Origin of the sequence: Bacteroides sp. HMSC067B03 (assembly GCF_001811315.1) — a bacterium.
Taxonomy (GTDB): Bacteria; Bacteroidota; Bacteroidia; order Bacteroidales; family Bacteroidaceae; genus Bacteroides; species Bacteroides faecis.
In genome coordinates, this window is the sequence record NZ_KV804368.1 from 82454 (window position 1) to 96935 (window position 14482).

At 42.6% G+C, this 14482-nt stretch carries 15 protein-coding genes; 5 read left to right on the top strand and 10 right to left on the bottom strand.

Annotated elements, in window-relative coordinates; translation table 11 throughout:
* Nucleotides 1-10: 10 nt before the first annotated feature.
* The 4 genes from HMPREF2794_RS14280 to HMPREF2794_RS28980 form a co-directional block, all read right to left on the bottom strand.
* Nucleotides 11-1246, bottom strand: coding sequence for a sodium ion-translocating decarboxylase subunit beta (locus HMPREF2794_RS14280; protein WP_008763355.1), 1236 nt, complete (start codon nucleotides 1244-1246; stop codon nucleotides 11-13).
* The gene (locus HMPREF2794_RS14285; RefSeq protein WP_070751745.1) at nucleotides 1246-3075 is read right to left on the bottom strand and encodes a biotin/lipoyl-containing protein; all 1830 of its coding nucleotides are present in this window, start codon (nucleotides 3073-3075) and stop codon (nucleotides 1246-1248) included. Before HMPREF2794_RS14285 ends, HMPREF2794_RS14280 begins: the two co-directional genes overlap by 1 nt.
* Nucleotides 3076-3103: 28 nt before the next feature.
* A complete protein-coding gene (locus tag HMPREF2794_RS14290) occupies nucleotides 3104-3364 on the bottom strand; it encodes an OadG family protein (RefSeq protein ID WP_010538928.1) in 261 nt (86 codons plus the stop codon).
* 233 nt (nucleotides 3365-3597) lie between these two features.
* Nucleotides 3598-3747 carry a hypothetical protein gene (locus HMPREF2794_RS28980; protein ID WP_022300849.1) on the bottom strand — a complete coding sequence of 50 codons (150 nt, stop codon included), beginning with the start codon at nucleotides 3745-3747 and terminating at the stop codon, nucleotides 3598-3600.
* Between the two features lie 153 nt (nucleotides 3748-3900).
* Here HMPREF2794_RS28980 and HMPREF2794_RS14295 point away from each other — a divergent pair, with 153 nt between their 5' ends.
* A complete protein-coding gene (locus HMPREF2794_RS14295; protein ID WP_022300848.1) occupies nucleotides 3901-4527 on the top strand; it encodes a BT4734/BF3469 family protein in 627 nt (208 codons plus the stop codon).
* A 58-nt stretch (nucleotides 4528-4585) separates the two neighbouring features.
* On the top strand, nucleotides 4586-6424 hold the full coding sequence (locus HMPREF2794_RS14300) for a DUF3987 domain-containing protein (protein ID WP_010538930.1): 1839 nt from the start codon (nucleotides 4586-4588) through the stop codon (nucleotides 6422-6424).
* A gap of 154 nt (nucleotides 6425-6578) precedes the next feature.
* Here the strand turns inward: HMPREF2794_RS14300 and HMPREF2794_RS14305 are convergent, their stop codons facing one another.
* Nucleotides 6579-6797: a DUF4248 domain-containing protein gene (locus tag HMPREF2794_RS14305; protein WP_010538931.1), complete on the bottom strand. Its 219-nt coding sequence runs from the start codon at nucleotides 6795-6797 to the stop codon at nucleotides 6579-6581.
* A gap of 219 nt (nucleotides 6798-7016) precedes the next feature.
* Between HMPREF2794_RS14305 and HMPREF2794_RS14310 the strand changes: the two genes are divergently transcribed.
* From HMPREF2794_RS14310 to HMPREF2794_RS14315, 3 genes are all read left to right on the top strand, one after another.
* Entirely contained in the window at nucleotides 7017-7514 is a 498-nt protein-coding gene (locus HMPREF2794_RS14310; protein ID WP_008763346.1) for an HU family DNA-binding protein, read from the top strand.
* Nucleotides 7515-7604: 90 nt separating this feature from the next.
* Entirely contained in the window at nucleotides 7605-7709 is a 105-nt protein-coding gene (locus HMPREF2794_RS28985; RefSeq protein WP_008767884.1) for a smalltalk protein, read from the top strand.
* A 4-nt stretch (nucleotides 7710-7713) separates the two neighbouring features.
* Nucleotides 7714-8127, top strand: coding sequence for an N-acetylmuramoyl-L-alanine amidase (locus tag HMPREF2794_RS14315; RefSeq protein WP_070751746.1), 414 nt, complete (start codon nucleotides 7714-7716; stop codon nucleotides 8125-8127).
* A 158-nt stretch (nucleotides 8128-8285) separates the two neighbouring features.
* Here HMPREF2794_RS14315 and HMPREF2794_RS14320 read toward each other — a convergent pair whose 3' ends face one another.
* The 5 genes from HMPREF2794_RS14320 to HMPREF2794_RS14340 form a co-directional block, all read right to left on the bottom strand.
* Complete coding sequence (locus tag HMPREF2794_RS14320) at nucleotides 8286-8579, bottom strand: nucleotidyltransferase family protein (protein WP_010538933.1); 294 nt, start codon at nucleotides 8577-8579, stop codon at nucleotides 8286-8288.
* Nucleotides 8580-8658: 79 nt separating this feature from the next.
* Nucleotides 8659-11091 carry a GumC family protein gene (locus HMPREF2794_RS14325; protein WP_070751747.1) on the bottom strand — a complete coding sequence of 811 codons (2433 nt, stop codon included), beginning with the start codon at nucleotides 11089-11091 and terminating at the stop codon, nucleotides 8659-8661.
* Between the two features lie 11 nt (nucleotides 11092-11102).
* Nucleotides 11103-11888 carry a polysaccharide biosynthesis/export family protein gene (locus tag HMPREF2794_RS14330; RefSeq protein ID WP_070751798.1) on the bottom strand — a complete coding sequence of 262 codons (786 nt, stop codon included), beginning with the start codon at nucleotides 11886-11888 and terminating at the stop codon, nucleotides 11103-11105.
* A gap of 43 nt (nucleotides 11889-11931) precedes the next feature.
* Nucleotides 11932-13038, bottom strand: coding sequence for an MraY family glycosyltransferase (locus HMPREF2794_RS14335; protein WP_070751799.1), 1107 nt, complete (start codon nucleotides 13036-13038; stop codon nucleotides 11932-11934).
* A gap of 299 nt (nucleotides 13039-13337) precedes the next feature.
* On the bottom strand, nucleotides 13338-14465 hold the full coding sequence (locus HMPREF2794_RS14340) for a glycosyltransferase family 4 protein (RefSeq protein ID WP_070751748.1): 1128 nt from the start codon (nucleotides 14463-14465) through the stop codon (nucleotides 13338-13340).
* Nucleotides 14466-14482 lie beyond the last annotated feature (17 nt).

The window sequence follows — 14482 nt, forward strand, 5'->3', positions numbered from 1 at the left end:
GTTCTTTTTATTATGCAAGGAAGGAGATCAGTACACCCGCAGCTACTGCCGAGCCGATTACCCCTGAGATGTTACTTGCCATACAATACTGCAATACATGATTCTTCGGATCGTATTTCAACGCAATCTCATTCGCCACACGGCTTGCCATCGGAACGGCACTCAGTCCGGTAGCTCCGATCAGCGGATTAATCTTCTTCTTGGAGAATAGATTCACTAACTTCACAAAGAAGATACCACCGGTAATAGAAAGAGCAAATGCAAGGAAACCACCGATGACAATACCGATTGTCGTCCAGTTCAAGAAGGCTTCAGCCGTCATGGTTGCACCTACCGAAAGTCCGAGGAAGATAGTAGCGGCATTCATGATACTGTTGGAAGCAGCATCGAACAGACGGAAAGTATTGCTTCCGATTTCTTTCACCAGATTACCGAACATCAGCATACCGATCAAAGGTACTGCACTCGGCACGAAGAGAGCTACAATCGTAGTCACTACAATCGGGAAAATAATCTTCAGTACACGCAGATTCTTGATTTCCGTCTTCGAAGGATATTTCTTTTCCTGTTCCTTCATGTTGATGCTCAGTTCTTTCTTAGTACAGAACAGCTTCACTACCAACGGAATGATCACAGGCACCAGTGCCATATAAGAATAAGCGGCAATAGCGATCGGACCCAGCAAATGCGGAGCCAGCTTGATCGTTGTAAAGATGGCTGTCGGTCCGTCCGCACCACCGATAATACCCAGTGAAGCAGCTTCTTGCGGAGTGAATCCCATCAGGATGGCTACCAGCAGAACAGTAAAGATACCTAACTGTGCAGCAGCTCCAAAGATGGAAAGATGCAGATTACGCAACATCGGTCCGAAGTCCGTCAACGCACCGACCCCCATAAAGATGATCGGAGGCAGGAAACCGGTCTTGATCAGCATATAATAGATGAAGTTCATAATTCCCAGTTCATGCGCAATGTCATGCAAAGGCATTTCCCAGATATTCTTCATCACACCGTTTATCATCACCATACCATTCTCGTCTGCCTGTATCACTCCCATATCTCCTCCGGGGAAGTTGGCAAGCAACACACCGAAAGCAATCGGAACAAGCAGCAGCGGTTCGTACTGTTTCTTGATACCCAGATAAAGCAGGACGAACGCGATGGCATACATTATCAGGAACTGCGGTTCGGCAATGATATTGCTGAACGCAGTCATGTCATATAAGTTCTCAAATATCTCGTTCATTATCCTATCTTCATTAATACATCATCTTCTGAAACAGTGTCTCCCGGATTGGCGCAGATGGCAGTTACCGTACCGCTAAATTCAGCACGGATGGCATTGTAAGTCTTCATAGCTTCCACATAGCAAAGCACATCACCCTCTTTTACCGCATCACCTACTTTCAAGGCAGCTTCCTGCGCATTCTTCACCAAGAAGAATTTACCTTCCAATGGAGAAAGGACATCCTGACCTTCCCCTGCCGGAGCCGCAGCCACAGGTGCAGCAGGCAGTTCGGCATCACCATAAGCTACTGTCACACGATAAGCCTGTCCGTCCACCTGTACAGTCAGTGTTTTTGGTTTTGCATCTTCTTCCGGCGATTTATCTTTCTCGGCACGACGTTTTGCCACGTCTGCCAGGAAGTCTTCCTTCGCTTTTCCACTCTTGTAAGCCTCATACTGAGCCGGATGCATGGCATATTCGAAGAGTTCTTCGTCGTCCTCTCCCACTTCCCATTTGTTTTCCTTCATCAGCTTGCGATACTTGTCGAGTGAGTCGGGGTAATTGTCCTGCGGATTACCTTCGAAGAATTTACGTCCTTCACGTTCGGCTTTCTCGATGATTTCGGGAGCCAGTGTACCCGGCAGGCGTCCTGCTTTACCCAGTAGCATATCCCAGATATCGTCGGCAATCATTCCCCAGCGTTCCTTGCCTTTTTCCATTGCCATCACATTCATCATGGCAAGGTTCTTCACGTACTGGCTGAACGGAGTTACCAATGGAGGATAACCGACGCGGGGCCATACATACGCCACTTCGTTGAATAGCTTGATCAGCAACTGATCCTGTGTCATAAACGGCAGGTTATGTTTGGCTTTATACTTGTTGATAGATTCCAGATTCGATTCGAGGTCAGCCATCAGACTACCCATCATACCGCCAGGAAGTCCCGGACCGATCAGCAGCGAGTTCATCAGACGGTTCTTTGGGCTGATATACAAGCCAAGGAAGTCATCCATAAATTCCTGAATCAGCGCACGCACTTTCATGTAGGCTTCCATATTGATTTCCGGTACCTGATATCCGGCATCTTTCAGCATAGCCTGTACGCTGAGAAGATCGGCGTGTCCCGTACCCCATGAAAGCGGTTCCATACCTACGTCAATGTAGTCGCAACCGGCTTCGCATACTTCGAGGATGCTTGCCATGTTGAAACCGGGACCGGCATGACTATGATACTGAATAGGAATTTCAGGATGTGCCGCTTTGATATTGGCCACGATCTTGCCCAATGAAACGGGGCGGCCGATACCTGCCATGTCTTTGATGCAAATCTCGTCCGCCCCCAGCTTGATAAGTTCTAACGCCATATTGGTGTAGTACTCTACCGTGTGGATCGGCGAATGGGTGATGCAGAGTGAACACTGTGAGATCATGCCTGCCTCTTTGGCATACGTGATGGAAGGAGCGATATTGCGTACGTCGTTCAATCCGCAGAATGTACGGGTGATATCTGTGCCTTGTGCTTTCTTTACTTTGTAGAACAACTTGCGGACGTCTGCCGGAACGGGGCTCATACGGAGTCCGTTCAATGCACGGTCGAGCATGTGTGTCTGTATGCCGGCTTCGTGGAACGGCTTCGTCCATTCGCGCACGGCTCTATTCGGGTTTTCACCAAACAATAAATTCACTTGCTCAAAACCTCCGCCATTTGTTTCTACACGGGCGAAACAGCCCATTTCAATGATGGCAGGAGCTACCTTTACGAGTTGGTCTACACGAGGTACATATTTTCCGGCAGATTGCCACATATCTCGGAAAACCAGACTAAACTTAACTTCTCTTTTCATGTTTTTCTATGATATACTTTTGATAGGTTTATAACTTTTCTACTTTTGTAATCTTTCCTTTTCCTAATGTCACCACATTCACAGCTGCTGTGATAGCCGCCATTATATTACCCGGAATAGGCGCAGGACCTTGTAGCGCTTCCTTCTTCGCAGGAACCACTTCTTCGGGAGCATACTTGTTGACAAGAGTAATCAGTAACTTACCTAAATAAATCACAATCAGCAGAATAACAAATACGGTAGCCATGCCGACCACCATCAGCAGGATCGCTGTTTCGATATTTTCCATATAATAAACTATTAGTAATTCAAGTCGTTTGTCCAAAAAACGTCCGAAAATACCAAATATTTGTGATAAAACAAATTAAGAGAGGAATAAAAAAGTATAAATCGTAAGATATCAAATATCATCCTGCCCCTTCTTGCACCGAATATAAAGTTTTGCCCACTCATTCACTTTCTCCAAAAACTCTTCTTCGGTGCGAGTCCTATAATAATATTCAAGAATACGCTCATAATGAATCAGATCTTTTTCTTCCCCTTTTTTACCTTTTGGTAAGTAGCAGGTCCCATATGTATCTCATGACACATTTTTGAAAGATTCACATGCGCTACTTTAAGCACCTCTTCAATAAACTCACCGAGTTTAGGATGCACAATTTTATTTTCCATTTTTCTTATTATTAGTTAAAAACACGTCTTATATATTAAACATTTTCACACTACTTCAGACATATCTGAACTCGACTTATTTTATTTGTCTTACTTTCGCACCATGCTTTGAAAATCAAAGTCATTTATTAAACGCCCTAATAGAAGTATTCTATGCAAAACTTTTTCAGAATGTCTTATTTCATGCCCCCGATTGCTCCCATCAGGAACGAACAAGGACAAACCGTTACCCCCGCCACACTCACTCCCTTCTGCGAAGTCTCAGTAGAGCAAGTATATCAGATGATCACCTGCAATGAAAATCTCAAAGTACTGACCACACAGGTACGCAGTACCGGAGACCTGCGAATGGCAAAAGTCTCTTTACTCCCCTACGTAACCCCATGCGGCATATTCAGCCGCCGAAGTAGTAAATTCTTCACATCACCGTCCGGCCTCGTTGTGGTAGATATAGATAACCTCGACTCCTATCAGAAAGCCGTAGAAATGCGTCGTACACTGTTCGACGATCCTTTCCTCCGCCCTGTACTCGCATTTATCAGTCCCAGCAGCCGGGGTGTGAAAACATTCGTACCTTACAGCAAGCTGTACACAGACGATCAGAGCCGGAACGTAAGAGAGAGCATGAACTGGGCAATGCAATACGTAGAAATGACCTACGGATCAGAAATGAATAGCTCCATCGAAACAGTTCAAAAAGCCGTAGACACCTCCGGCAAAGACATCGTAAGAGCCTGCTTCCTCAGCCATGACCCACAAGCACTATTCAGAGAATATTAAACGATCCATCTTGAATAATCAACGATGAACTATCAATTATCCATTATCAATAAAAAAAATGACCGATATTGAATCCTTACGCCTCCTCACCGAAGCAGTTGAAACAGCAGGTGCCGACATTGCACCCACTTACGCCGAGTATGTACAATTAGCATTCGCCATCGCAACGGACTGTGGTGAAGCAGGACGGGAGTTTTTTCATCGCCTGTGCCGGATTTCCGCCAAGTATCAATCCGCCCATGCCGAACGAATGTTTTCCAATGCACTCACGAAACAGCAGGGAGCAATACATCTCGGAACGGCCTTTCACCTCGCTGAATCGACAGGAGTAAAAATCTGCAAGGAAGCCCGGAAGGAAGTTATGAACAACCGGACGGGTACAGTAGGTACAGAAAGTTCACCGCACAATTTTTCCACACACGCGCACGTGTATAATAAGGTGGAAGAAGAAAAGAGTGAATCAGAAGAACTGCTGGAAGGCAGCGACCCGCATCACCCATTACCCACTTTCACCTTAGAAGACTGGCCGAAGCTACTGCTGCGCATCATAAGTTATGGCACTACCGTCACTCAAAAAGACGTACTCTTGCTCGGAGCATTGACTGCTCTGGGCGCCACCATGGAACGATACGTGAGATGTCATTATGCCGGCAAATACCAATCGCCCTGTATGCAATCCTTCATTGTAGCTCCGGCAGCCTCGGGCAAGGGAGTACTATCACTCATCCGCCTGCTCGTTATGCCTATCCACGATGATATCCGCCAACAAGTGGAAAAAGAGATGAATGCCTACAAAAAGGCAAAAGTCGCCTACGAAATGATGGGCAAAGAGCGTGCCAAAGCGGAAATCCCCGAAATGCCTTTAAACAGAATGTTCCTCATTTCCGGCAACAATACCGGTACCGGTATCCTTCAAAATATTATGGATAACAACGGAACAGGCCTCATCTGCGAAACCGAGGCGGATACGATCTCTACCGCCATCGGTTCGGAATACGGTCACTGGAGTGAGACGCTTCGCAGAGCATTCGACCATGACTGGTTAGCATACAACCGACGTACCAATCAGGAGTACCGGGAAAACAAGAAAAGTTACCTCTCTCTCCTGCTTTCGGGGACACCCGCACAGGTGAAACCACTCATTCCTTCAGTAGAGAACGGACTTTTTTCACGCCAGCTGTTCTATTATATGCACGGTATCTATCAATGGATCAATCAGTTTGACGAAAACGAAATAGACTTGGAAGCCATCTTCACCGCCATTGGTCTGGAATGGAACAAGCTATTGAACTTACTCAAGGAACATGGTCTCCACACACTCCGGCTCACGGATGAACAGAAACAGGAGTTCAATGATCTCTTTTCCGAACTGTTCACCCGGTCAACGATTGCCAATGGCAGAGAAATGAACAGTTCCATCGCCCGAATGGCTGTCAACATCTGCCGTATCATGTCAGTAGTGGCCATGCTTCGTGCTCTTGAAAATCCTCAGCCGTATCAATACCAGGCATCTTCTCACCCCCTGCTTACACCGGACAAGGAAATCGCTGCTGATAATATCAAAGACGGTATCATTACCCGTTGGGATATGACAATCACTCCCGAAGATTTTAAGGCTGTGCTGAACCTTGTGAAACCACTCTATCAGCATGCCACGCATATCTTGTCTTTCCTTCCTCCTTCAGAAGTCAGCCATAGGGCCAATGCCGACCGTGACGCATTCTTTGAGGCACTGGGTATCCAATTTACCCGTGCACAGTTAGTGGAGCAGGCTACGACTATGGGAATCAAGCCCAACACTGCCCTCACCTGGCTGAAACGACTGGTAAAACAGGGACTGATTGTCAATCTTGACGGTAAAGGTACTTACGCGCACGCACGCGTGTGCGTGTGTTAGGGAAGGGCCGGAAAAGTGTACCTACTGTACCTGTTGATAACATCGTCTTTTATCGTTATTTTATGAAAATCAGAGTATAGCGTTTTGTATTAGCTAAAGCTAAGCTTTAGAACCCATAAAGCTTAGCTTTAGAAGTCGTAAAGCATAGCTTTAGCTAGGGTTCTCCCAACGCATCCACTATCACCCTTACCTCCAGCGGAGTGTAAGAACGGTGCTGCGGCTGATAGCCCAGATCGAGCAAACGTTCCTGAAGACCGGGGCAGCGAACAATCCATTTATTCATTTTGCGGTAAGCGGCAATGCCGGTAAGTTCGGGAGAATAAAGCTGTGCCAGTTCCATACGACCATAAGCACGTATTTTGAATTCTATCATGACAAATAAGTTTCTGTTTTACAGTCACAAAAGTAACAAAATATATTCACATTACCTACGTTTTATCAGGGAATAACAGACTATAACTGACAACAATTGCACATTACCGACTGTCACTGTACACAACCGATTTTTCCGAGTTACAGCATACTATCTTTGTGTCATCGAAAGGGAGAAATCCTCACGAAAGTATGTTTAACTCTTTAAAATTATTATTTTATGATTCGTTACAAAATTTATCAGAACCAACAGAAGAAAGGCTTGAATGCGGGCAAATGGTTCGCCCGGGCGGTAAGCGACGAGACATTCGACCTTGCCAAACTTGCGGAACACATGTCGAAACACAATTCACCGTATTCCAGTGGGGTGATCAAAGGCGTGCTCACTGATATGGTGGACTGCATCAAGGAACTGCTGCTCGACGGCAAAAGTGTGAAAATTGATGATCTAGCCATCTTCGGTGTAGGAATCCGCAGCAAGGCTGCCGAAACGCTGGAAGAGTTCTCGCTGGAGAAGAACATCACAGGTATGCGGCTCAAAGCACGTGCCACAGGAAACTTATCAACAACCAATCTGAAGCTCGACAGCCAGCTGAAACAACAGGCGGAGTATCAGAAACCGACAACGCCCGGAGGAGGTTCCGGGTCAGGCAACACTCCCGATCCGAAACCTAATCCGGACGAAGGAGACGAAGAAGCACCGGACCCGACTGTTTAAGTCATAACCTGAACACTGGCAAAGTCTTTAGCTGTGATAAGCTAAAGACTCATTAAAAATCAATATTTTTTTCATTAAAAATCAAAACCTATGAGTAATTCATCATCACGATCCGTATGGAGTTTCATTATCAAAGTAATCATCACTGTCGCTACTGCCGTAGGTGGTTTGATAGGAGTACAAAGCTGTATGTAAACTTATGCGGACCATCACACTGATTATCATTCATTGCAGTGCCACGCCGGAGGGAAAAGCCCTCTCGGCGGAGGCTTGCCGACAGGATCACATCCGACATCGGGGATTCCGTGATATCGGTTATCATTTCTACATCACACGTGATGGGGAAATACATCCGGGACGACCGTTAGAAAAGGTAGGAGCACATTGCCGGAATCATAACGCACATTCTATAGGAATCTGTTATGAAGGAGGACTGGATGCTGACGGACGGACTAAGGATACACGTACGCTAGAGCAACGGGGATCGTTGTTAGCTCTGCTCCGTGAGCTAAAGAAATATTTTCCAAAAGCGCTGATAGTGGGGCATCGTGATTTGAATCCTCTTAAGGAGTGCCCCTGCTACCCTTGTGTAGAGGAATATAAGGAGTTGTAATAAGAGTTATTTAAGACTTTGTAAGTCATTATCCGTGTTATTACTTGGTGCAGCTGTAAAATATCCTCATCGCAAATACGATAAATTTCATCATACCACTGTCACTCAACAAGAAAGAGTCCCGTATCAGCTCCAAGGTATGATAAGCAATCAGAGTGTCATACATAAATGCCCTCCTTTAGTATTTTTTCACGTAGAAATGAATCCATCTTGTCTCGCAAGCGAACAATATCGACTTTGCAACCTAACAGTTCTTCCAAATCCTGCTTTATACCAGCCAAAGCAAAGAATCCATGAAGTTGCCCTTCCACATAAACGTCAACATCACTAACATCTGTATGCTCGTTACGAGCTACAGAACCAAATATCCCCATACGCAAGATGCCATACTTAGATGCATTTTGTTGCATATAGCTTTGTAATAATGTGATATATTCCGGTAATGTTTTCATTTCTCTTCAGTTAGTATCATAAAGTAAAGCCTTTATCACCAAATTTCCAAAAAATAATGCTTAATTACTCAAAACGAACTTACTTTTCTTGGCCATAACCATATCCGTATCCATAACGTTTACCATAGCCATAATGCTTGCCATACTTGCCATAGCCATAGTAGTAACCATATTTTCTCTTCTTCAGGTCTACGCCATTAATAATGGTACAAAGATTAGGCAACTTCTGTTCATGGAACAACTCATTAATCAGTGTGTATTCCGCTTTATGCGTATAATCGGCACGGCATACATACGCTGATAAATCCGCCACACGACCAATCAATAAAGTATCCGTTACCATACCGATAGGAGCAGTATCAAGGATGACATAATCAAAATTCTTCTTCAAAATCTCAATAGCCTTGTCCAGTCCATCCCGTGCCAATAGCTCCGTAGGATTGGGAGGAACGGTTCCACCCGGAAGAATATACAGATTCCTATTCACATCAGATAACTGTACCAAACTCATCAAGTCCATTTCCGGATTTGCCAGATATTGAGTAATCCCCTTCTCCTTGCTCGAAAGATTAAAAACTTTATTCAGTCCCGGTTTGCGAATATCAAGACCTACAATCACCACCTTCTTTCCCAATAAAGAAAGACTGATAGCCAAGTTGGCCGAAGTGAACGATTTACCTTCACCACTCACTGTTGAAGTCACGAGGATTACTTTCTTATTATTCTGAAGCATAAACTGGATATTCGTTCGAATGTTACGGAAAGTTTCGCTCATCAGGTTATTCTGATTCTCGAATACAGCAATAGAACCCTCCTTTGTATTCTTTTCATCCGTCAAAGGGATATCCCCCGCAATCGGAACACTAGTCAGTTTTTCCACATCAGCACGACTTTCGATCTTGAACTTCGTCAGATCAATCATATAAATAACAACAACAGGTATCGCAATACCTAAACACAGTGCAGCCAAATAAATAACACTTCGTTTAGGAGATACAGGAATAACATCGGCAATGGCATCATCTATAATCTTCGCATTATTCGCAGTAGCAGCCAGCATAATGGCATTTTCCTCACGCTTTTGCAACAACATCAAGTACAATCCCGCCTTTATTTCCTGCTGACGGGCTATACTCACATACTGACGCTCTTGCCCCGGAGCATCACTGATACGACGCATATAACGTTTGGCTTCCCGATCAAGATCAGCTTTAGTGATAAACAATCCTTGTAATGTACCTTCCAAAGTAGCCTGAACATTCGCTTTCGTGGCACGAATACTAGTATCCAGATTGATGATGGCCGGATTATTCTCGGTGGAAGTACGAAGCAGGCGTTTACGTTCAATAAGCATTTCATTGTATCGGTCAATCTGTGCGGCAAGAGTAATATCTTTCAGACCAACATTGCTGGGCAATATCTCATATTCATTATGACCTAAATATTTCTTCAAATCTTCCACTAAGCTAATTTGCGTACGATTTTCGACTTGTTTCTTTTCATATTCAGCATTACCGGTCAGAGCAATCTGTGCATCACTACTCAAATCTGTGATTCCCGCATCACGTTTAAAAGTCTCCAGATCCGCTTCCGTACTTCCCAGCTCTTTTGAAATAATGCCAATTCGCTCATCGATAAACTCAGCCGTTTTCTGCGCTATTTCATTCTTGTCATTGTTGGTATTACGATTGTACATCTCGAGCAGCTGGTTGATAAAATCCTGCCCGCGCTGCAAACTGGAGTTTTTTAAAGAGACCGTTACTACAGAGGTAGTCTTCGAGGTAGGTTCAATAGATAGATTCTCGCAATATCTTCTGGCTACATTCATAGGCTGGCTAATGGTAGCTGTGATATGTCGCATATCTTGAACAGGAGAACCCACTTCTTCATTTTTCTTCGAAGATATAGAATCCGTAGTCTGAAAGAAAGAAAGTGTTCCCTGATTAGTAGGAAGGATGGCAGGCAGTTTTTCAAAATGCTTTTGAATTTCTTTATCCTCCATTTTCACATTTACATCCAAACTTCCTTGTGGGTGCAGTACCATTTCAATAACGACCTTTGTTTTCAATTTTTCCGCTTCTTGTGGAGTCATATTAACCTGTACAGGAGATGTCTTATACAACTCTTTCGAAGGAATTTGATCGTCATCCTGGTAAGTAACATATAAATTTAAGTAGTTGACTACTTCTTTCACCAGAGTTTTAGAACGCAACACTTCTATTTCATTGTCTATACTTTGCGAAGAAGTGATCAATCCACTAAGCCCCAATTCATCCAATCCGGCTACATTGTTTGAACTTCCTCCTTTCTTATCATCTTTGATCAGGACTGTAGCAGAAATGTTATATACAGGAGTAGCAACATATAAGTAAATATAAGCAGAAATCAAACATACTATCACTGCCCCTACAAACCAAGGCCAGTGAATCAGATATTTAAAAAGCAATTCCTGAATATCTATTTCTTTATCATCTGCTTCGCGCAGTTTTTCGTTTGTTAGTTCCTCTTTCATTGTTACGAATGTTATCTTAAGATATTATATAATAGACTGGCAATGGATATCAAAATAGAGGTGGCAGAGAACCACAAACTAGTACTACTTCCGATATCAGAGTTACGTGCTTTAGCTTTGTTAGGTGTTACATAGACTATATCATTCTGTTGCAGCCAATAATAGGGAGAAAGGATTGTCTCAGCCTTATTTAAGTCCAACGGAATAATCTCCTGTTTACCGTTAGCATCCTCTCTTATTAATTTTATGTCATTACGCAATCCATATACAGTCATATCACCTGCCATGGCCAATGCTTCCAGCAAGTTCACTTTTTCGTTCGAGATAGTAAAGGTACCGGGGCGGGCGACTTCTCCAATAACTGAAATTTTATAATTCACCATTCGTACGGTTACAATAGGAGTTTCCTTTATATAAGGCTTCAGTTTCTCTACAATCATTTGTTCAGTGCCCTTCTTGGTTAATCCTCCCACATGCAATTCACCCAAAACCGGGAAATTTATCTTACCTTCATTATCCACCAAATATTGTTGTAAAGCAGGTTGAGTGGTGGTATAATTCAAAGCAATATTATTTTGCGTGGCAACTGTCAGATTAAAAGGGGCCGCCAACTCCGGACTTGTACATGACACCACAATCGTCAACAAGTCTTTAGGCATGATCTTTGCATCATACAACTGTTCATTCTGAACTCCATACAACACTACCTCAGCATCCTGCAAATAGGGTACTTTTTTATAAGACTGGCAACTGACCAGTGCAAAAGCCAGCAACACGATTAAAAAAGATTTATTCATCTTACTTTTACTGTTATTATTAGAACTTCTTACAAAACATATTTTATTCTGTTTTCCCATCACGATTACCTGAACATATTCTAAACCACCACAAATTCAAGCCTATCCAAACTATAATGTCTCCTATCAGTAGAATCGTATTATTAACATTAGGCATTAATAATATATTCAGTCCACTAAGCACACATGATATTAAAAGAATCAAAAGCATTGACTTACGCACGGTAAATCCCATCGCCAAAAATTGATGATGAATATGATTCTTATCTGGTTCAAATGGGCTTTTACCATGGTAGATCCGAACTATGACAACACGGACCACATCAAAAGCCGGAACAATTAATGTACTAAAAGCTATCAAAAAAGCACCTTGTGTGATAGGAATAAAATCAGTATTCTGACTATATTTGATAGCAAGAAAGCTTAGAATATAACCTAAAGTGAGACTTCCGGTATCTCCCATAAATATCTTACGGGCATGCTCAGCACTACCAAAAACATTATAATAAAAAAAAGGAACCAAAACCCCGAAAGTGCTAAAAGCAAACATGCTGTAAATCCATAATCCTTTCTCGATATACAGAAAACCAAAGATTAAAAGAGCTACGCTACTAAGCCCGGAAGCAAGACCGTCAATTCCGTCAATCAGGTTTATTGCATTCGTTATAAAAACAATTGTCAATATTGTGAAAGGAATACCAAACCAAGCAGGAAGTAAGTCAATGCCGAACAACCCATAAAAATCATTGATCCAAAGACCTACAGCCGGGAATAAACAGGCACAAATAATCTGGATTACAAACTTCTGACGATAACGCACCCCGACAAGATCATCTGCAATACCTGTCAGATATAAAAGAACCATCCCACAGATCAATACCAAAAACTCTGGTAAAATATAAGACGCAGACAAAGTCGATATACCATATCCCATTAATGTCCGGATAACCAGCACAGAGCAACAGGAAAATAATATCGTAGGAAAGAAAGAGACTCCGCCTAATCGAGGAATTGCATGTTTGTGAACCTTACGTTCATCAGGAATATCAAACAGTTTTTTACGAAATGATATCAATAATATACGCGGAATGATAAGCCAGGCAATATAAGTGGAAATACCAAAAGCTATCATTATAAAAATAACATTCATACCCATTGTTATATAAAAACTATATTTACAAGTAATCACTTTTTCTCTATAACATCTTCATCGTATCTGTAATTACACGATTCACAAAACATACTGTTGTTCATTTTGCACTCTATCCACTACTACTTCAGCATATTGTAAATAAGATACTTTTTTATAAGACTGACATACTGCAAACACAAAAAGAAACAGCAATAAGCTCATCCATTTGTTGACTTTTCTCATAACCCTTATTTAATATGTATATAAATTTGTTATTCGGATGCTAACCTAGTAGTTCCATACCTCCTAATAATAATTCACTGTAATAATTCACTCATTCCAATTATTTTCTCATATTCCATTATCACATAACGTATATCATAACGTTCTATAGCAACACGGCGACTCTCATGTCCCATTTGTATTTTTTGCGTACCATCAAGTTCAAGATACTTCATCATAGCAGCCGCCAAAGCTTCGCTATTCTTTGTAGGGATCACAAAACCATTTTTTCCTTCTTCTACTATTTCGCGACAACCGGGAATATCAGTCGTTATTATGGGTTTACCCAAAGCGCATGCTTCCATCAGCGAACGATTCATACCCTCATGATACGATGGCAGTACTATTACAGTCCCAGGCTGTCTCATAATATTGAGCGGTTGAGTGGAAAAACCTAGATAACGAATACGTCCCGCAATCACATCCGCATCGATTATCTCTTGACCTACAGCATTAGGATAACACTCATCTATAGGTCCCAATAAGCAGAAATCAGCATTTACACCTTTTGTTTTCAATAACTGGGCTGCTTCTACAAATTCAGTATATCCCTTATCATAAAGCACACGTGCCACCATAAGAAATGTGGTGCGCCTGTCATATTTCTCTATTTTACCTTCTTGTAGCAATTCTGTATCCACCCCTTCACCACTTTTAAGTAATACTAATTTCGCAGCAGAAGCTATATGATGAGTTATTAGTGTGTTAAGATTTTCTTCATTCAGAACGAACACCCGACAGGCATAACGCAAAGCAAAACGATAGAGCGCACGAGCTATACTACCAGTTAACCCCTGCTTAGCGAAAGTATACCCCAACCCTGCCACCATAGCTACACTACGGATACCTAAAAGCCGAGCAGCCAGTGTACCATAAATATTTGGTTTGATGGTATAATGAAATATCCAATCCGGTCGTTCTCTTTGATAAATTCGCAAGAGGCACAATAAATAGCTCACATCAGTAAGAGGGTTTCGTCCCGCACGTTCTAAGTAGACAGGCACAAAACGCACATAATCAGGCACAACAGTTTTCATCCGTGTTTTTTCATCCGATGGTGCCACAAGCACAATCTCATATCCTTGTTCATGAAAATGCCGAAAGACTGCTTCACGAAAGTTAATCAGTCCCCATATTGTATTATCACAGAAAAGAAGTTTCATCGTTTGACTAATTATAA